General features: G+C 73.1%; 17 protein-coding genes. 14 read left to right on the top strand and 3 right to left on the bottom strand.

Going from position 1 to position 18,517, the window contains the following annotated elements:
* Positions 1–66 precede the first annotated feature (66 nt).
* Positions 67–1,278: a pyridoxal phosphate-dependent aminotransferase gene (locus tag HPT28_RS10030; protein WP_219090651.1), complete on the top strand. Its 1,212-nt coding sequence runs from the start codon at positions 67–69 to the stop codon at positions 1,276–1,278.
* Positions 1,279–1,366: 88 nt separating this feature from the next.
* On the opposite strand, the gene HPT28_RS10025 is transcribed toward HPT28_RS10030, so the two are convergent.
* Both HPT28_RS10025 and HPT28_RS10020 read right to left on the bottom strand, forming a co-directional pair.
* The gene (locus HPT28_RS10025; RefSeq protein ID WP_219090650.1) at positions 1,367–1,786 is read right to left on the bottom strand and encodes a hypothetical protein; all 420 of its coding nucleotides are present in this window, start codon (positions 1,784–1,786) and stop codon (positions 1,367–1,369) included.
* Between the two features lie 233 nt (positions 1,787–2,019).
* Positions 2,020–3,846: a phosphoenolpyruvate carboxykinase (GTP) gene (locus HPT28_RS10020; RefSeq protein ID WP_219090649.1), complete on the bottom strand. Its 1,827-nt coding sequence runs from the start codon at positions 3,844–3,846 to the stop codon at positions 2,020–2,022.
* A gap of 480 nt (positions 3,847–4,326) precedes the next feature.
* Between HPT28_RS10020 and HPT28_RS10015 the strand changes: the two genes are divergently transcribed.
* Positions 4,327–4,965, top strand: a complete 639-nt coding sequence (locus HPT28_RS10015) for a hemolysin III family protein (RefSeq protein ID WP_219090689.1) — start codon at positions 4,327–4,329, stop codon at positions 4,963–4,965.
* Between the two features lie 64 nt (positions 4,966–5,029).
* On the opposite strand, the gene HPT28_RS10010 is transcribed toward HPT28_RS10015, so the two are convergent.
* On the bottom strand, positions 5,030–6,310 hold the full coding sequence (locus tag HPT28_RS10010) for an alanine racemase (protein WP_219090648.1): 1,281 nt from the start codon (positions 6,308–6,310) through the stop codon (positions 5,030–5,032).
* Between the two features lie 121 nt (positions 6,311–6,431).
* Between HPT28_RS10010 and HPT28_RS10005 the strand changes: the two genes are divergently transcribed.
* The 12 genes from HPT28_RS10005 to HPT28_RS09950 all read left to right on the top strand — a co-directional run bounded on the left by HPT28_RS10005 (position 6,432) and on the right by HPT28_RS09950 (position 18,506).
* Positions 6,432–7,394 (top strand): serine protease, encoded by a 963-nt coding sequence (locus HPT28_RS10005; RefSeq protein ID WP_219090647.1) that lies wholly within the window; start codon positions 6,432–6,434, stop codon positions 7,392–7,394.
* Between the two features lie 131 nt (positions 7,395–7,525).
* Positions 7,526–9,175: a hypothetical protein gene (locus tag HPT28_RS10000; RefSeq protein ID WP_219090646.1), complete on the top strand. Its 1,650-nt coding sequence runs from the start codon at positions 7,526–7,528 to the stop codon at positions 9,173–9,175.
* Positions 9,172–9,606, top strand: coding sequence for a hypothetical protein (locus HPT28_RS09995; RefSeq protein WP_219090645.1), 435 nt, complete (start codon positions 9,172–9,174; stop codon positions 9,604–9,606). The genes HPT28_RS10000 and HPT28_RS09995 overlap by 4 nt, the downstream gene beginning before the upstream one ends.
* A gap of 10 nt (positions 9,607–9,616) precedes the next feature.
* On the top strand, positions 9,617–10,603 hold the full coding sequence (locus HPT28_RS09990; RefSeq protein ID WP_219090644.1) for a hypothetical protein: 987 nt from the start codon (positions 9,617–9,619) through the stop codon (positions 10,601–10,603).
* On the top strand, positions 10,578–11,996 hold the full coding sequence (locus tag HPT28_RS09985; RefSeq protein ID WP_219090643.1) for an Nramp family divalent metal transporter: 1,419 nt from the start codon (positions 10,578–10,580) through the stop codon (positions 11,994–11,996). The genes HPT28_RS09990 and HPT28_RS09985 overlap by 26 nt, the downstream gene beginning before the upstream one ends.
* A gap of 111 nt (positions 11,997–12,107) precedes the next feature.
* A complete protein-coding gene (locus tag HPT28_RS09980; RefSeq protein ID WP_308119148.1) occupies positions 12,108–13,076 on the top strand; it encodes a zinc ribbon domain-containing protein in 969 nt (322 codons plus the stop codon).
* A gap of 202 nt (positions 13,077–13,278) precedes the next feature.
* On the top strand, positions 13,279–13,989 hold the full coding sequence (gene cpaB, locus HPT28_RS09975; RefSeq protein ID WP_219090642.1) for a Flp pilus assembly protein CpaB: 711 nt from the start codon (positions 13,279–13,281) through the stop codon (positions 13,987–13,989).
* 8 nt (positions 13,990–13,997) lie between these two features.
* Positions 13,998–15,335 carry an AAA family ATPase gene (locus HPT28_RS09970; protein ID WP_219090641.1) on the top strand — a complete coding sequence of 446 codons (1,338 nt, stop codon included), beginning with the start codon at positions 13,998–14,000 and terminating at the stop codon, positions 15,333–15,335.
* 120 nt (positions 15,336–15,455) lie between these two features.
* Positions 15,456–15,788, top strand: a complete 333-nt coding sequence (locus HPT28_RS09965) for a TadE/TadG family type IV pilus assembly protein (RefSeq protein WP_308119147.1) — start codon at positions 15,456–15,458, stop codon at positions 15,786–15,788.
* Entirely contained in the window at positions 15,785–16,183 is a 399-nt protein-coding gene (locus HPT28_RS09960; protein ID WP_219090640.1) for a TadE/TadG family type IV pilus assembly protein, read from the top strand. Before HPT28_RS09965 ends, HPT28_RS09960 begins: the two co-directional genes overlap by 4 nt.
* Before the next feature lie 36 nt (positions 16,184–16,219).
* Positions 16,220–17,557, top strand: coding sequence for a CpaF family protein (locus tag HPT28_RS09955; protein WP_219090639.1), 1,338 nt, complete (start codon positions 16,220–16,222; stop codon positions 17,555–17,557).
* A 10-nt stretch (positions 17,558–17,567) separates the two neighbouring features.
* Positions 17,568–18,506: a type II secretion system F family protein gene (locus HPT28_RS09950; RefSeq protein ID WP_219090638.1), complete on the top strand. Its 939-nt coding sequence runs from the start codon at positions 17,568–17,570 to the stop codon at positions 18,504–18,506.
* Positions 18,507–18,517: the final 11 nt, after the last annotated feature.

Genomic DNA, 18,517 nt, shown 5'->3' with positions numbered 1-18,517 from the left:
GGGCGACTGGGCCAGGGTGGTGAAAAACATAACGCGGCGGAGCGCCGTCCCCCGTATCGTGACCGCATGCAGGTGATCCAGTCCACGAAGCTCGCCAACGTCTGCTACGAGATCCGGGGCCCGGTGCTCGAGGAGGCGATGCGGCTTGAGGCTGCAGGTCACCGCATCCTCAAGCTGAACACCGGGAACCCCGCGGCCTTCGGTTTCGAGTGCCCGCCGGAGATCCTGGAGGACATGCTCCGCAACGTGGGCAGCGCCCACGGATACGGGGACGCCAAGGGGCTCCTCGCCGCCCGGCGCGCGGTGATGCAGCACTACCAGACCAAGGGCGTCCAGCTCTCCGTCGAGGACGTGTACCTGGGCAACGGCGTCTCGGAGCTCATCCAGATGGCGATGCAGGCGCTGCTGGACGACGGGGACGAGGTCCTCGTCCCGGCGCCGGACTACCCGCTGTGGACGGCCGCCGTCTCGCTCTCGGGCGGAACGGCCGTGCACTACCGCTGCGACGAGCAGTCGGAGTGGATGCCGGACCTCGCGGACATCGAGCGCAAGATCACCGATCGCACCAAGGCGCTCGTCATCATCAACCCGAACAACCCGACCGGCGCGGTCTACAGCGAGGAGATGCTGCGGTCGCTGACCGAGATCGCCCGCCGCCACCGCCTGGTCGTCTGCTCGGACGAGATCTACGACAAGATCCTCTACGACGGGGCCGTGCACACCTCGACGGCGACCGTCGCCCCCGACCTGCTGACGCTCACCTTCAACGGGCTGTCGAAGTCGTACCGGGTGGCCGGTTACCGCAGCGGCTGGCTGGCGGTGTGCGGGCCCAAGGCGCACGCGTCGAACTACATCGAGGGTCTGACGATCCTCGCCAACATGCGGCTGTGCGCCAACATGCCCGCCCAGCACGCGGTGGCCACGGCGCTCGGCGGGCATCAGTCGATCAACGACCTGGTGCTGCCCGGAGGGCGGCTGCGCGAGCAGCGGGACGTCGCCTACGAGATGCTGACCTCGATCCCCGGCGTCACCTGCGTCAAGCCGAAGGGCGCGCTGTACGCGTTCCCGCGGCTCGACCCGAAGGTCTACCCGATCAAGGACGACCGGCAGATGGTGCTCGACCTGCTGCGCGCGGAGAAGATCATGATCGTGCACGGCACCGGCTTCAACTGGCCCGAGCCCGACCACTTCCGCGTCGTGACGCTGCCCCCGGCCCGCCAGCTGGCGGACGCGGTGCAGCGCATCGGGTCCTTCCTGGACGGCTACGGCCAGCCGTAACCCTCCCCGCGTTCCGGTCCCGGGACGCCGCCGGGGCCGCCCGGGAGGGGCCGGGGCCGCCTGGGAGGGGCCGGGGCCGCCCGGGGGCTCAGAGGCCCAGGGCCTCGGCGTGGGCCTCCATCCGGGCGGCGGCGAGGGCCTCACCGGGCACGTCCTCCCGCGCGGTGGCGACGACGAGCGCGTTCCCGGCCAGGGTGTGCGCCCGCCGGTGCAGCGCCTCGACATGCTCGGCCACCGCGCGCCTCGACGTCGGCTCGGCCCGCTGCGGGGGAGCGCCGCGGAGCCGGTCCACCTGCGTGGCCAGCCGGTGCGCCGCGGTGTCCAGATCCGGGCTCGGGGCCAGGACGCGCAGCTCGTCCGTGACCGTGAGCAGGGCGGTGAGGTGGCCGGCCAGCCGGATGTCCAGCTCCTCCTCGCGAGAGCGGTGGGGGTAGCCGTCGGCGGCCGCGTCCTGCTCGGCGACGGAGTGGACGGACGTTCCGCGGTGCGCTCGACTCGGTTCGTACATGGAGGCCTCCTGCGTGCTTCGGGAGACCATCCTAGCTTGGACCTTGTCTAAAGTTATAGTCGATGCATTGCGCATGCACCGGCTGACGCTGCGCACAGACGTTCCCCGCGCCCCCGAGGGGACGCGGGGAACGGCGCGCTCGGCCCGAGCGTGCCCACGGGCGCGACGTGCGGGCGGGGGCGGCCCGCTGTGCGGGGGTCCGCCGGTCGTGACCGGCGGACCCCCGGGTGCGGCTAGCCCAGGCGCTCGACCAGCGCCCGGTACTCGTCCCACAGCTCCTTGGGCGTGTGGTCGCCGAAGGTGTTCAGGTGCTCCGGCACGAGCGCGGCCTCCTCGCGCCAGACCTCCTTGTCCACCGTCAGCAGGAAGTCGAGGTCGGCCTCGGAGAGGTCGAGCCCGGCGGTGTCGATCGAGCCCTTCGCCGGCACCGTGCCGATCGGTGTCTCGACGCCCTCGGCCTCGCCGTTCAGCCGGCCCACGATCCACTTCAGGACGCGGCTGTTCTCGCCGAAGCCCGGCCAGACGAACTGGCCCTCGTCGTTCTTGCGGAACCAGTTGACGTAGTAGATCCTCGGCAGCTTCGCCGGGTCGGCGGCGTTCTTGCCGACCTTGATCCAGTGGGCCATGTAGTCGCCCATGTTGTAGCCGCAGAACGGCAGCATCGCGAACGGGTCGCGGCGCAGCTCGCCGACCTTGCCCTCGGCGGCGGCCGTCTTCTCGGAGGCGACGTTCGCGCCCAGGAAGACGCCGTGCTGCCAGTCGCGCGACTCCGTCACCAGCGGGACCGCCGAGGCGCGGCGGCCGCCGAAGAGGATGGCCGAGATCGGCACGCCCTTCGGGTTCTCCCACTCGGGTGCGATCGTCGGGCACTGGGCGGCCGGGACGGCGAACCGGGCGTTGGGGTGCGCGGCCGGGACGCCGGACTCGGGCGTCCAGTCGTTGCCCTTCCAGTCCGTCAGGTGGGCCGGGGCCTCCTCCGTCATGCCCTCCCACCAGACGTCGCCGTCGTCGGTGAGCGCGACGTTGGTGAAGACGGTGTTGCCCCACAGCGTCTTCATCGCGTTGGCGTTGGTGTGCTCACCGGTGCCCGGCGCGACGCCGAAGAAGCCGGCCTCCGGGTTGATCGCGTAGAGGCGGCCGTCCTCGCCGAACCGCATCCAGGCGATGTCGTCGCCGATGGTCTCCACCGTCCAGCCCGGGAGCGTCGGCTCCAGCATGGCCAGGTTCGTCTTGCCGCAGGCGGAGGGGAAGGCGGCGGCGATGTACTTGGCCTCGCCCTTCGGCGGGGTGAGCTTGAGCACGAGCATGTGCTCGGCCAGCCAGCCCTCGTCGCGCGCCATGACGGAGGCGATGCGCAGCGCGTAGCACTTCTTGCCCAGCAGCGCGTTGCCGCCGTAGCCGGAGCCGAAGGACCAGATCTCGCGGTCCTCGGGGAAGTGGGAGATCCACTTGTCGTCGTTGCACGGCCACGGGACGTCCGCCTCGCCCTCGGCGAGCGGGGCGCCGAGGGTGTGGACGGCCTTGACGAAGAAGCCGTCGGTGCCCAGCTCGTCCAGCACGGCCTGGCCCATGCGCGTCATGGTGCGCATCGAGACGGCGACGTAGGCGGAGTCGGTGATCTCCACGCCGATGGCGGACAGCGGGGAGCCGACGGGGCCCATGCAGAACGGGACGATGTACATCGTGCGCCCGCGCATGGAACCGCGGAAGATGCCCTGCTCACCGGCGAAGATCTCGCGCATCTCGCCCGGGGCCATCCAGTTGTTCGTGGGGCCCGCGTCCTCCTCCTTGGCGGAGCAGATGAACGTCCGGGACTCCACGCGGGCGACGTCGCGCGGGTCGGAGGCGGCGTAGTAGGAGTTGGGGCGCTTGACCGGGTCCAGCTTGGTGAACGTGCCCTTCTCGACGAGCTCCTCGCACAGGCGCTCGTACTCGGCCTCCGACCCGTCGCACCACACGACGCGGTCGGGCTGGGTGAGGGCAGCGATCTCGTCGACCCAGGACACCAGTTCGCGGTGCTGGGTGGGGGCTTGGGTGGGAGCCGCAGTACTGCGCGCCACAATCGCTCCAGAGGGTGAGAGGGTTTTTTGACCGCCCAGGGCGGTGTTGTTTCCGGGTTGTGCTTCGGCCCCGTGGGGGCTGCGACCCGGACGCTGCGGCGATGCTCATCCGGTGTCGACCACGCTCATCTGATCATGACTCTCTCCGCTCGTATGTGTCCAGAGGGCCGACAGGTGAGCATCGCCACTCGTTTGAGTAGTGCTGAGTACACCCGCAGTCCAGGGGGTAAACCCCACTCCTTCACCTACGGGGGCGTAGGTACGCTGACGGCCATGACTGTCGCCGCCTCCGAGCCCGGGTCCCAGCCCGCCTCCGAGCCCGGGCTCCAGCCCGCTCCCGAGCACGTGTCCGAGCACCCCGCAACCGCGGGGGAAGCGCCTCCCGGTACGTCCGCCGCGTCCGGTACGTCCGCGTCCGGTACGACCGGGTCCGGTACGGCCGCCGCGTCCGGTACGTCCGCCGGGTACCCCTCGGGGGCCATGCCCCTCAAGCCCCGGCTGCGGGGCTGGCTGCACGCCGGAATGTTTCCCGCGGTCATGGCATCGGGGATATTCCTCACCGCCCTCGCCGACTCCACCCGTGGCCGGGTCGCCTGCGCCGTCTACACCCTGACGGCCTGCCTCCTCTTCGGCGTCAGCGCCCTCTACCACCGGGGCGACTGGAGCCCGCGCACCGGCGCCGTCCTGCGCCGCCTCGACCACGCCAACATCTTCCTGATCATCGCCGGCACCTACACGCCGCTGACGATCCTGCTGCTCGACGGCGCCCGCGGCGATCTCCTGCTGTGGGGCGTCTGGGCGGCCGCAGCCCTCGGTATCGCCTTCCGGGTGCTGTGGGTCGGTGCCCCGCGCTGGCTCTACACCCCCTGCTACATCGCCATGGGGTGGGCCGCCGTCTTCTTCCTCCCCGACTTCCTGCGCGCCGGAGGCATCGCCGTCCTCGTCCTCGTGATCGTCGGCGGGCTCCTCTACAGCGCGGGCGGCATCATCTACGGCATCAAGCGCCCGAACCCCTCACCGCGCTGGTTCGGTTTCCACGAGGTGTTCCACTCCTTCACGCTGGCCGCCTTCGTCGTCCACTACGTCGGCATCTCGATCGTCGCCTACCAGCACGGCTGACCCCCGGCGGGGCGAGCGAGCGCGCTCGCCCCCCTGCCCCGGCGCTCGCGGGGCCCGCGCCCGCTCAGAAGAAGGTGCGCACGTAGTCGGTGACGGTGCCGTCCGCCGTGACGAGCGGGATGAGCTGCCACTTGTCGAAGACCGTGCACGGGTGGGACATGCCGAGCCCCACCCAGTCGCCCACGGCCAGCTCGGTGCCCTCCGCCACCCGCAGCCAGGCGTGCTGGTCCGACAGGGCCGTCACCGTCAGCCCGTCCGCCGGGCGCACCGCCCCGGTGTCCCCGTCGCGCACCAGCATCGGCCGGGGGAGGTGCAGGTCGTGCGCCGCGTCCCGCTTGCCGGCGTTGACGAACGCCTGTCCCGGCTCCGGACACGAGACGACCTGGGTCCACAGGGTGAAGGCAGCCCGCAGCCCGCCCTCGTCCGGCACCCGGTTGAACGGCGTCAGGACGCGGTAGTGCTCGTCGTCGTGCGACACGTACGCGCCCGAGCGCAGCAGCTTCACCACCGGGACCGACAGCGGCTGCCCGAACTCCTCCAGGACATCGGCCACCGCGTCGAACCAGGCGCTGCCGCCGGCACTGACCAGGACCTCGTCCACGCCCTCGAAGAGGCCGAGCCCGTCGAGGTACTGCGCGAGCGCCGTCAGCCGCCGCATCCACGCCGTCACCGACGCCACGTCCGGCTCCGGCATCTCGCCCTCGTACCCCGCGACGCCGACGAGCCGCAGGGCGGAGGACGCCGCGGCCGCCCGCGCCACCTCCACGCCCTCGGACTCCCGGCGCACGCCGGTGCGCGCACCGTCCGCCGCGCCCAGCTCGACGACGACATCGAGCCGCCGTCCGGCGCCGGCCTCGCGCAGCGCGGCCTCCATCAGCTCCACGCCCCGGACCGAGTCCACGTAGCAGACGAGCCGGAACTCCGGGGCGGCGGCGAGCTCACGCGCGACCCAGCGCAGCCCGGCCGCGTCCACGAGCTGGTTGGCCAGGAACACCCGCCGCACCCCGAAAGCCCGGCACACGCGCGCCTGCGCGACCGTCGCCACCGTGATGCCCCACGCCCCGCGCTCCAGCTGCCGGGCGAACAGCTGCGGTGCCATCGACGTCTTGCCGTGCGGCGCGAAGGCCAGCCCGTGGCGCTCGGTGTAGTGCTGCAGAGCGGCCAGGTTGTGTTCCAGCGCCTCGGCCGAGAGCGCCAGCACGGGGGTGCTGAAGCCGCCGTGGAAAAGGTTCCTCCGCTCCTCCGCCAGCGCCCCGACCGTCAGCCCCTCGGCGTCCGGCGGCAAGCCCTTGAACCGATGGTCGACGACATCGTCCCGCAGCGCCTTCAACCCGAAATCCACCATTCGGAAAGCCTACTCGCGGCCATCGTCACCGGTTCGGCCCAGTGGGGCGTGCCCACGCGTAACCCGTCGGCGGCGGCCCAGTTCCCCGTAACAGGGAGCAGGCCGGCATGGGAGACGGGCGATGACGCGTTCCGCACAGCCACGGAGTTCCGCGCGGGCCTGGTGTCCCGTGCGGGCCTGGTGTCCCCGGAAGCCGAGTCGGCGGCCCGGGCGCCTCGGCACCGCGGGCGGCGCGCTCCTGTGCGTCGCCGTCACCGCCCTCGGCGCCGCGCCCGTTCCCGCCGCGATCGGCCCCGGGTACACTCCGGCCGGCCCCGGGTCCTTTGGGCCGCCCCCGCCGGCCCCCGACTCGCCGGGCGGGCTCGCCGGAACCGTCGCCCTCAGCAACTGCTCGGGCGCCGTCGTCCGCCTGCCCCGCTCCCGCCCCGCCGACCCCGCCCTCGTCCTCACCAACGGCCACTGCCTGCCGGGGCCGGTGCCCCAGCCCGGTGAGGCGCGCGCCGACGAGCCCGCCCACCGCACCGTCACACTGCTGGACGTCGACGGGGACGCCCTGGGCGCCCTGCGTGCCGACCGGCTCCTCTACGCCACCGTCACCGGCACCGACGTCGCCGTCTACCGGCTCGCCTCCACCTACGGCGAGATCCGCGCCCGCCACGGCGCCGTCCCGCGCACCCTGGCCGCCCGGCGGCCCGCCCCCGGAACCGCCATCGAGATCCCGGCCGGCTACTGGAAGCACGTCTACCGCTGCGCGATCGACGGCTTCGTCCCGCTGCTGCGCGAAGGCCGCTGGACCATGGCGGACTCCATCCGCTACACCCCCGAGTGCGCCACCGTCGGCGGCACCTCCGGCGCTCCCGTCGTCAACCGCGACACCGGCCGGGTCGTCGGCGTCAACAGCACCGGAAACGACGAGGGCGGTCGCTGCACGGTGCACAACCCCTGCGAGATCGGCGCCGACGGCACGGTCACCGTGCGGCAGGGCACCAACTACGGCCAGCAGACCAGCGTCCTCACCCGTTGCTTCCGCCCCGGCGGCACCCTCGACCTCGACGCCCCCGGCTGCTCCCTGCCCCGGCCGTAGGCCGGCGCCTGGGAGCGGGGCGCATGCGCTTCTCCGTACGCCGGTTGACACCCCTGTGCGCCCCTGCACACCTGATCCTCTGTGACTAAGGTCATACGCAGTCAACTCGGGGGACGAGTCGGGGGACGCGTATGACGATTCCTGCCCAGGACACCGGTGACGGCGCCCAGCCCGCCGACACCCCACGTCGCCACGTCCACACCGAAGCCACCCGGCTGCTCTCCGGCGGCGTGTACCTCGACCACGCGTTCCGCACCAAGGTGATCGACGAGCTCGTCGCCCACGAGGACCGCCCCGTGCCGCCCTCACTCGGCGTGGACGTCGTCTCGGTGCTCCACCACGCCCTGCGCGCCCGGTCCCAGGAGATCGGCAAGGCCGTCGGGGTGCTCGTCGTCTGGGCCCTGTTCCTCGCCCTGACGATCGGCCTCGGCCGCACCGCCTCCGGCACCGTGGCCGACCTCGGGGCCTCACCGCTGGGTTTCTTCACCGTCTGGCCGCTGTTCTTCGCCCTGATCGGTCTGCTGTTGCTCCTCACCCGGCAGCCGCAGACGTCCAAGGCGCGGGTCGGGCGCCTGCTCGGCTGGCTGTTGATGGCCCTGTACGTCGTCACGGTGTTCCTGGCCGCGGTCACCGGGGACCCGACGGCCTGGGCCGGCCTGCTGTTGCCCTTCGCCCTGGCCCTGCCGCTGTGGGCCCAGCAGGTCGACCTCATGTCGCTCCTGCGCCGCGAGCTGACCGGCGAGGGGTTCCGCACCGCGCCGCCGCCCCGGCTCCCGGCGAGCGACCGGTACCGGCGTATCGAGGCGGCCATCACCGAGGAACAGCACTCACCGCTGACCGTCTACGACCCCTTCGAACCGTTCCTCGGCGCCGGGCTCCCGCACAACCCGTGGTCCCTCGCCCTGGAGCTCAAGCGGCAGCCCGGCAGCACGTCCAAGGAGCCGCTCACCCCACGCCAGGTCGTCGACCTCATCACCCCGCGGCTGACCGCCCTGCGGGACGCCGCCGGCGCCCGGCACAGCATGGACCGGATGCGCTCACTGGAGATCGAGGAGTTCGTCTACCTGCCCGGCGGCGTCGCCCGCCCGGCGGTCTCCCGGCAGGCCGAGCACATCCGCGAACACCTCGACGTCGCCGTCGACGAGGGCGGCGAGGGCCGCAGGTACTTCCTCCGCGTGCGCATCGGCGCCTGGCACGAGCAGGTCGTCGTCTCCGTCCTCGTCCGCGTCCACACCCAGGGCGGGATGCTGGTGCTGGAGGTCGTCCCGCACGTGCTGACCCCGGTGCGCAGGTCCTTCACGCGCATCGACGAACTGGCCGACCCGGCGCGCAACGACAACCGCCGGTCCGCCGTACGGGCCCTGGGGGACACCCCGACCGCCCTCTACGAGAGCCTGCGCACCCTCGGCTCCGCGCTCGCGAGCGCGTTCCGGCTGTGGATGCGCAAGCCGCACCTGTCCGTCTCCGACGGCCCGAAGACGTCCATCCGCGAGCTCGGCAGTACCCCGAAGCTCTCCCTCTTCCAGGAGATGGACGTCAGCCGCTACATCAAGACCGTGCAGGACCGGATCGCCAGCGGGGTCCGGGACGCCCTGCGCGCCTCCGGCTTCCAGACGGACGAGTTCCAGCAGCAGATCGTCCAGGTCTCCCAGGGCGGCGTCTACATCGGGGAGATGAGCGGCGGCGCCGTCGCCTCGGGCACGGGTGCCAAGGCCCGCGCCACCAAGTCCACCCTCACGCAGAAGTCCACCGAACCAGCGGCACGGGAGAGCAGCGCATGAACGGGGAAGCCGAGCGGGAGCCGACACCGGAGCCGCGGAACGTCCGGGTCTCCGGGGGCGTCTACGTCGGGAACATGAGCGGCGGCGCCGTCGCCGCCGGAGACGGCGCCCAGGCCGTCAACGACTCGCCGGGAGCCGTCGTCTCCTCCGGCGAGCACGCCCAGAACCAGGCGGGTCAGCAGGTTCTCACCGCGAGCCCCGAACTCCTGGCCGCCGTCCACGACCTGCGCCGGGACCTGCCCATGCTCGCCCCCGAGGCCGAGGGCGTGGCCGAGGTGGGGGAGAGCCTCGCGGAGCTGGAGCGCACCGGCCAGGCCGAACGCGAACGGCTCGGCCGCCTCCGCGAGCTGCTGCGTTCCGGCGGCAGCGCTGTGGCCGCCCTCGCCGCCGCGGCCCCCGTCGTCCAGGCCGTCCAGGCCCTGCTCGGCTGAGCGGGCAGCCGTGGCGTACTGGGACGAGGAACGCGGAACCTGGGTCACCGAGCCCGGGCCCGAGCCCCGGCCAGGGGCCGAACCCCGGTTCTCCGGTGGGCAGCCGCCGCCGATGCCGTCCGTGCCACCCGCGCGGCCCGCGGCGCCGCCGTCGCGCCCGCCCGGCCGCTCCGCGGAGCCCGCGGCGCCGGAACAGCCCGCCGAGACGCCCGCGGGCCGGGGCGAGCATCCGGTCGAGCCACCCGCCGGGCCGTCGGCGCAGCCGCCGCCGGTCGGCCCGTCGGTCGAGCTCGGTGAGCCCGAGCCTGTCGGCGCGCGGCCCGCACGGGGGCGGCGGGCACCGGTCGTGGCCGGGGTCATCGTCCTCGCCGTGCTGCTCGCCGTCGGCGGGGCCGTGTGGCTCGCGCGGGCCACCGGGAGCGAGGAGGACGAGCGGGACGACGCCCGGCCCCCGCGCCCGTCCACGACTTCCCCCTCCCCCTCCAACCCGTCCGACCCCGCCCCTTCGACGACTCCGCCCACGTCCTCGCCGCCGCCCTCCGGGGCCTCGGCCCCGCTTCCGGAGGGCTGGGAGTGGTTCCGCGACGTCCGCTTCGACGTGGCCGCCCCCGAGACGTGGCAGCTGCGGCGGGACGGGTTCAGCACCTTCATCGGCACCCCCGGTGAGCGCAGTCGCATCCAGGTGTTCACCCTGGGGTGGGACTCGCCGCAGGAGTCGATGGACGAGGCCCGCGCCATCGCCGAGCGGTTCGAGGGCTACGAGCGGGATGAGTCCGGGCTCGTGACGCCCAGCCGTGCCGACAGCGTGCTGCACGCCTACCGGTACGAGCACGACGAGTTCGGCCCCCGGATCAGCTTCGACGAGCGCTTCACCGCCGACAACGGCGCGCCCTACAGCCTCGTCACCTCCGGGCCCGTCGGCGAGAGCACCGAGATCGCGTGGGTACACCGTTTCGCGATGGAGACCTTCCGTGTCCACCCACCCAGCTTCGGCTGACGGCCCCGGCCCCGGCCCCGCGTCAAGCCCCGGTTCCGGCCCCGCGTCAGGCCCCGGTTCCGGCGCCGCGTCAAGCCCCGGTTCCGGCCCCGCGTCGGACGAGGCGGAGGGCCGGGTCCGCTGGCGGTCCGTCGGCCCCGGCCTCGTCGTCGCCGCCACCGGGATCGGGGCCGGGGACCTCGTCGCCACGCTCGTCGCCGGCAGCCGCTTCGGGTACACGCTGCTGTGGGCCGTCGTCGTCGGCTGCGCCATCCGCATCGCCTTCGCCGAGGGCGCGGCCCGCTGGCACCTGGCCACCGGCCGCACGCTCTTCGACGGCTGGCGCTCCCTCGGCTCCTGGACGCTCTACTACTTCGGCGGCTACGCCCTGCTGTGGGGCTTCGTCTACGGGGCGACGGCGATGTCCGCCGCCGCCCTGCCCCTGGCGGCGCTCTTCCCCGACACCGTGGACTTCAAGGTGTGGGGAGTCGGGACGGCTCTCCTCGGCCTCGTCTTCGTGTGGTTCAACCGGTACCGGGTCGTCGAGCGCGTCATGACGGTGCTCATCGGCACCATGTTCGTCGTCGTGGTGGTGCTGGCCGTCCGGGTCGTGCCCGACGCGGGCGCGGCGTTCGCCGGGCTGTGGCCCTCCATTCCCGACGGCTCCGTCGTCTACACGCTCGGCGTCGTCGGGGGCGTGGGCGGCACCATCACGATGGCCGCCTACGGCTACTGGGTGAACGCCAAGGGCTGGGACACCCCGGGCTGGATGCGGATGATGCGGCTGGACAACGCGACGGCCTACGTCACCACGGCCGTCTTCACCATCGCCATGATCATTGTCGGCGCCGAGCTGCTGCAGGCCACCCAGGCCACGCTGGACGGCAGCAGGGGCCTGCTGGACGTCGGCACCGAACTCGAGCGGCGCTTCGACCCGTTCACCGCCGACCTGTTCCTCGTCGGCTTCTTCGCGACCTCGTTCTCCTCGCTCGTCGGCGTCTGGCACGGCGTGAGCCTGCTGTTCTCCGACTACACCGCCCACCTGGGTGGCGCTGCGGGACGGTGGGCGGGCGGTCGCGCGGGCCGTGGCGCGGCCGGTGACGTGGGCGGTGCCCGCGCGGTGGCCTCCGGGGCCCGGGAACGCTCGCCCGCCTTCCGCTTCTACCTGCTCTGGCTCACGTTCCCGCCGATCGTGCTGCTCTTCCTCGACCGCCCCTTCGCCCTCGTGATCGGGTACGGCGTCCTCGGGGCGCTGTTCCTGCCGTTCCTGGCCGGGACGCTGCTCGTGCTGCTCAACCGGCGCGACATGCCCGCGCCCTGGCGCAGCGGCCCGCTCAGCAACACCATGCTCGTCCTGGCCGCCGCGCTGTTCGTCGTCCTGTGCGTCGAACAGATCCGCGCACTTCCCTGGTAGGGCTACTGCGGTGGCACGAGGAGCACATATGGTGAGGAACGGCCGCCGCGGCCGGTATCCGAGAGCGCCGCGCGGGGCGTGCGGAACGCGACCGACGACGGGCAGGCAGATGTGACGACCGCGATAGCCGTGACCAGCCCGGAGCTGGTGCTGCCGCCACCGGACCGGCAGACGCCGCCCGCCGCCGTCCTCCCACCGCCCGACCGCACTCCGCTCGACGCCGCGCTCGACCACACCCGTCACCTGCTCGACCAGCACGGCTACCTCGTCGTGCTCTACCCCGCCTCGGTCCCCGCCGCCGTCCGGCGGCGGCTGCACACCGTCCGCTCCGTCCTGGAGTCCGAGCGGATCGCGCTCGTGGAGTCCGAGCTGCCGCCGCTCGCGCTGGCCGTGCTGGTGCGGCAGCTGCGGCAGCTGTCGGCGACCGACCTCAGCCCCGGCGTGCTGGCCGCGGCCGTCCGGTTGCTGGCGCACTACGTCCACGCCGGCGCCGTCCTCACCTCGGTCGCCAAGCTGGACCGGGTGCCGGTCTCGCTGACCACGCACGCCAGGTCCTGGGTGCCGGGGAGCCAGTTCGCCGTCGTCACGGCCCCGGAGCCGCAGCTCGTCCGGCTCGGCCCGCACGCCGCACCGCTCAAGGGCCCCGACTACGTCACCCGGCTCACGACCGCCGCGGGCCAGCTCACCTCCGCCTGGCCCGCCGGCACCCTGGCCGCGCAGTGGCAGGTCACCGGCGTCGAACAGGCCACGCTGCCGCCCGACTCGGCGCGCTGGTGGGGCACCGGCAAGCTGGTCGAGTTCGCCGCGGCCATCCCCGACATCTCCGTCCTCTACCAGCTCATCGGCTCCGTGCGGCGCACCGTGTGCCACTGGTGCGGCCTCGAACTCATCGGTGACCGCTGCGCCTTCTGCGCCGCCCCGGTGCCCCCCGGCGAGCAGCGGCAGCCGAGCCGCCGCGCGCCGGCGGACTACGGCACCGGTCTTGACCCGCACGAGGACACCGGCCCTGGCGCCGTCATACCGCACGAGGCCGCGGTGTCGGACGTCGTCCCCTACGGACCGTCCCATGGGCAGACATGACGGGCCCGTAGACCGCACCATGCTGGTACAACCCCATAGCACCCCGGACCGGCCCGGACCGCCTCCTCAGCCCCTGACCCCCAGCCCTGACCCCCAGCCCCTGACTCTCAGCCCCCGGCCCCGGCCACCCGGCCTCCGGCCGGCAGCTCCGCCGAACAGCCCCCGCCCGGACTCGACCACGCAGCAGAGGTAGCCCCCCGATATGAACTCCCGCCAGCGCCGCGGCATCCTCCTGATGCTCCTGTCCACACTCGGCGCGCTCATCGCGTTCGTCGGCGTCCTCGCCGTCGTCAACGACGTGGAGTCCAAGGTCGGGCCCGAGGTGCGGGCCTACGAGGTGAAGAAGGACATCGAGCCCTACCAGGCACTGCGGGCCGAGCAGTTCACGGAGATCAGCATGCCCGAGCGGTGGCTGCCCGAGACGGCCGTCACCGACCTCGCGGCGATCAAGGGCAAGATCGCCGTCAACCCGCTGAAGTCCGGTTCCCTCCTGCAGCTCGACATGATCGCCGACCGCCCGGCCCTCGATACCGGGCAGCAGGAGATCGCCATCATGATCGACTCCGCCACCGGAGTCGCCGGGAAGATCACCCCCGGAGCCCGGGTCAACGTCTACGCCACGTTCCGCGGTGAGGGCGACGACCCCGACGTCTCCCAGCTCATCGTCGAGTCGGCCCGCGTCATCGACGTCGGCGAACTCACCAGCATCGAGGACACCGACGCCGACTCCGGACGTGCCCGCGGCACCTCCGAGGCCGTGCCCATCACCTTCGCCCTCGACACCCGCGGCGCCCAGCGCATCGCCTACGCCGAGTCGTTCGCCACCCACGTGCGGCTCGCCCTCGTCGCCCCCGGAGAGCAGAGCGGCATTCCCCAGGACGAACGCACCTACACGCTCGGCGAGGACAAGTGAGGCAGCCCATGCACCAGCCCGCCACGCGCGTCCTCCCCGCCGTGGGCGACGCCGACCTGGCCCACGCCCTCGCCGAGCTCCTCGGGCGCCTCCCCGCCGCCGACCCCCAGCCGCCCATCGGCAACTCGACGTCCCTGCTCGACCTGCTGGCCGCGCTCGGCTCCGAGTCCGTCGCCGGGCTCCCCGAGGTCGTCCTCGTCCACGAGCGCGTCGGCCCTCGCCCCGCCCTCGACGTCATCCGCGAGATCGCGGTGCGCTTCCCGGCCGTCGGCACCGTCCTCATCACCAGCGACCCCAGCCCCGCCGTCTACTCCGCCGCCATGGACAGCGGGGCCCGCGGCGTCCTCGCCCTGCCCATCGGCTACGAGGACCTCGCCGCCCGGGTCCAGGCCGTCGCCGGGTGGTCCACCGGGGTACGCCGCCACCTCGGCCCCGGCGAGGACCCGTTCGGCTCCGGGCCCGGCGGCACCCTCGTCACCGTCACCGGCGCCAAGGGCGGCGTCGGCACGACCCTCACCGCCGTACAGCTCGCCCTCGCCGCCCAGGCCTCCGGCCGCGAGACCGTCCTCGTCGACCTCGACCTCCAGACCGGCGACGTCGCCTCCTTCCTCGACGTCCAGTTCCGCCGCTCCGTGGCCGACCTCGCCGGCATCAGCGACCTCACCCCCCGCGTCCTCCAGGACGCCGTCTTCGCCCACGAGAGCGGCCTCGCCCTGCTGCTCGCACCCGCCGAGGGCGAGCGCGCCGAAGAGGTCACCGACCCCGCGGCCCGCCAGCTCCTCCACGCCCTGCGCGCCCGCTACGACGCCGTCGTCGTCGACTGCGGCGCCCACCTCGACGCCGCCGGCGCCGCCGCCGTCGAGACCGCCGACACCGCCCTGCTCGTCACCACCCCCGACGTCGTCGCCGTACGCGGCGTCAAACGGCAGGTGCGGCTGTGGGACCGGCTCCAGATCCGCAAGGCGGAGGACACCGTCACCCTCGTCAACCGGCACACCCGCGGCACCGAGATCCAGCCCCCGCTCATCGCGCAGATCTCCGGCACCCGCGTCGCCCGCACCACCGTCCCCGCCGCCTTCAAGGAGCTCCAGAGCTGCCTGGACTCCTCCCGCATGCACGAACTCGACAGCCGCGGCAGCGTCCGCCAGGCCCTGTGGGCCCTGGCCGGGGAGGTCGGGCTCGTCGGCGGCGAACGGCGCGGCGGCACCCAGCCCGCCGCCTCCGGCCGCTCCGCGCTCCTCCCCGCCCCGGCGTCTCCCGGCCCCTCACTCGTCCCGGCCGCCCGCGCCCGGGGCGCCCTCACCACCCGCCGACGCCGCCGGGGCGGCGCGGCCGGGGAGCGGTGAGCCGTGCCCGGCGGGGCGGGGCCGGTCCCGTGCGCGTGGCGGCCACGGGAGCGGCGCTTCGGGGGCGGGCGCTTCGGGGGCGGGCGTTTCCGGGAACAGCCTTCCCGAGACCGGGGGCAGGTGACGATCGAGTTCCTCGGCATGCTGCCGCTGATCCTGCTCACCCTGGTGCTTCTCTGGCAGTTCGCGCTCGTCGGCTACACCTACAGCCTCGCGGGGAACGCCGCCGACGAGGCCGCCCGTGCCGCGGCCGTCGGTGGCGACTGCGCCGCCGCGGGCACCTCCGACCTGCCGAGCGCCTGGAGCTCCTCGGCCTCCGTGGGCTGCGCCGAGTCCGGCGGGCTCGTCACCGCCACCGTCCGGCTGCGGGTGCCCGTGCTCTTCCCCGGCAGCGTCGCCTTCCCCTTCGACGTCACGGGCAAGGCCGCCCATGTGGTGGAGGAGGCGGAATGAGTCGGCCGCTGAGCTGCGGGCGCGGGCACGCACCTTCCCGGAACCGCTCCAGGGACCGAGGCCAGGCGGCCATCGAGTACCTCGGCTTCCTGCCCCTGCTGCTCCTCATCGCCCTCGCCGCCGTCCAGCTCGGTCTCGCCGCCTACACCGCCCAGCAGGCCGGCACCGCCGCCCGGACCGCGGCCCGCTACGTCTCCCAGGACGACGAACGCGCCGCCGCCGACGCCGGGGAGGCCGCCCTCAGCGGCTGGCTCGCCGACGGCGCGTCCTTCGCCGAGGCCCGCGCCCCCGGGGAGGTCACGGTGACGGCCACCGTCGACATCCCCTCCGTCATCCCCTTCGTCGACTTCGGCAGCGCCACGAAGTCGGCCACCATGCCCCGCGTCCGCGACTGACCGACCCACCGCACGAGCCGGAAGGAGAACCCCGCCGTGAGCCTCAAGGCCCGCATCGCAGCGCCCGAAGCCACCGCCGACCGGCCCGAGGAGAGCCACCTCGTCGGCACGTTCCGGGCCAAGCTGCTGGAGGAGATCGACCTCGCCGAGATGTCCTCGCTGACCGCCGCGGAACGCCGCACCCGGCTCGAACGCGTCCTCGGCCACATCATCAGCCGCGAGGGCCCCGTCCTGTCCACCTCCGAACGCGCCCTGCTCATCCGCCGTGTCGTGGACGAGGCGCTCGGGCTGGGCATCCTCGAACCGCTCCTGGAGGACCCCTCCATCACCGAGATCATGGTCAACGGGCCCGACCACGTCTACGTCGAACGCGCCGGCCGCGTCGAACGCCTCCCGCTGCGCTTCGCCTCCGGCGACCAGCTCATGCAGACCATCGAGCGCATCGTCTCGACCGTCAACCGCCGCGTCGACGAGTCCAACCCCATGGTGGACGCCCGCCTGCCCACCGGGGAACGCGTCAACGTCATCATCCCGCCGCTCGCCCTCACCGGCCCGACGCTCACCATCCGCCGCTTTCCCCGCTCGTACACCCTCCACGAGCTCATCGGCCTCGGCACGCTCGACGAACCGATGACCGTCTTCCTCGCCTCACTCGTCCGGGCGAAGTTCAACATCATCGTCTCCGGTGCCACCGGCTCGGGGAAGACGACACTCCTCAACGCGCTCTCCGGGCTCATCCCCGACGGCGAACGCATCATCACCGTCGAGGACGCCGCCGAACTCCAGCTCCAGCAGCAGCACGTCATCTCCCTCGAATCCCGTCCGCCCAACGTCGAGGGCAACGGACAGATCACCATCCGCGACCTCGTCCGCAACTCCCTGCGCATGCGGCCCGACCGCATCATCGTCGGCGAGGTGCGCGGCGGCGAGACCCTCGACATGCTGCAAGCCATGTCCACCGGTCACGACGGCTCCCTCGCCACCGTCCACGCCAACAGCACCGAGGACGCCCTCATGCGGCTCCAGACCCTCGCCTCCATGTCCGAGGTCAAGATCCCCTTCGAGGCCCTACGCGACCAGATCAACAGCGCCGTCGACGTCCTCGTCCAGCTCACCCGGCACCCCGACGGCTCCCGCCGCGTCACCGAACTCGCCCTCCTCGACTCCGCGGGCCGCGAGGACTACCGCATCACCACCGTCGCCCGCTTCCAGCACCGGCCGATCGAGGCTGACGGCGTCGTCCGCGGCCACTTCACCTACCACCCCGTCCCACGCCGCGTCGCCGACCGCCTCTACCTCAGCGGCGAAGCCCTCCCGCCCAGCTTCGGCGTCGGCGACTCCGAACTCGAACTCGCCACCCGCGCCGCCCGCTGAGGACTCCGCCGTGACTCTCGACCAGCTCATACTGCTCACCCTCGGCGCCACGCTCGTCGCCTGCGCCCTCGCCGTCGCCGGGCTGCGCACCTACGCCGCGGGGCGCGCCCAGCACCAAACCCTCGTCGAACGGCTCAGCCAGACGCCCCCCGTGGCCGGCGGCGACCGCCGCTTCGCCGCCCTCGACCGCCGGCTGCGCCGTACCGCCCCCGGCCGCCGCCTCGAACTCCGCCTCGCCGCGACCGGGCTGGACCTCACCCCCGGCGAGTACACGGTCTACGTGGCCTCCGCCGTCGCCGCACTGTGGCTCGCCGCCCAGTCCCTCCTCTCCCCCTTCTTCGGCCCCCTCGCCGCGGTGCTGGGCCTCGGCGCGGCCAACGCCTTCCTCAACTGGCAGCGGCAGAAGCGCATCGACAAGTTCATCAACCAGCTCCCCGAACTCGCCCGCCTCCTCGCCAACGGCACCCAGGCCGGGCTCGCCCTGCGCACCGCCATCACCATGGCCGCCGAGGAGATGGACGCACCGGCGGGGGAGGAGCTCACCAAGGTCTCCCACGCCCTCGGCGTCGGCCACTCCCTCGACGACGCCCTCGGCGAGCTCGCCGCCCGCCTCCCCTCCCGCGAACTCGTCGTCCTCGTCACCACCCTGGTGCTCTCCAACCGGGCCGGCGGCCAGGTCGTCAGCTCCCTGCGCAACCTCACCGAGACGCTGGAACAGCGCAAGGAGACCCGGCGGGAGGTCCGGACCCAGCTCTCCCAGGTCATGATGACCGCCTACGCCGTCCCCCTCATCGGCCTCACCGTCCTGCTCATGATGGACCGCGCGGGCTCCGGCGTCCTCGACCGCATGACCAGCACCTTCGTCGGCCAGGCCGCCGTCGTCCTCGCCTTCTCCCTCTACGCGGCCGGATTCCTCGTCATCCGCCGCATGTCCCGGATCGACGTCTGAGGCCCACCACC

It is taken from the genome of Streptomyces sp. JJ38 (genome assembly GCF_019303475.1).
GTDB lineage: Bacteria > Actinomycetota > Actinomycetes > Streptomycetales > Streptomycetaceae > Streptomyces.
This window is presented reverse-complemented; position numbering and strand designations above follow the sequence as displayed.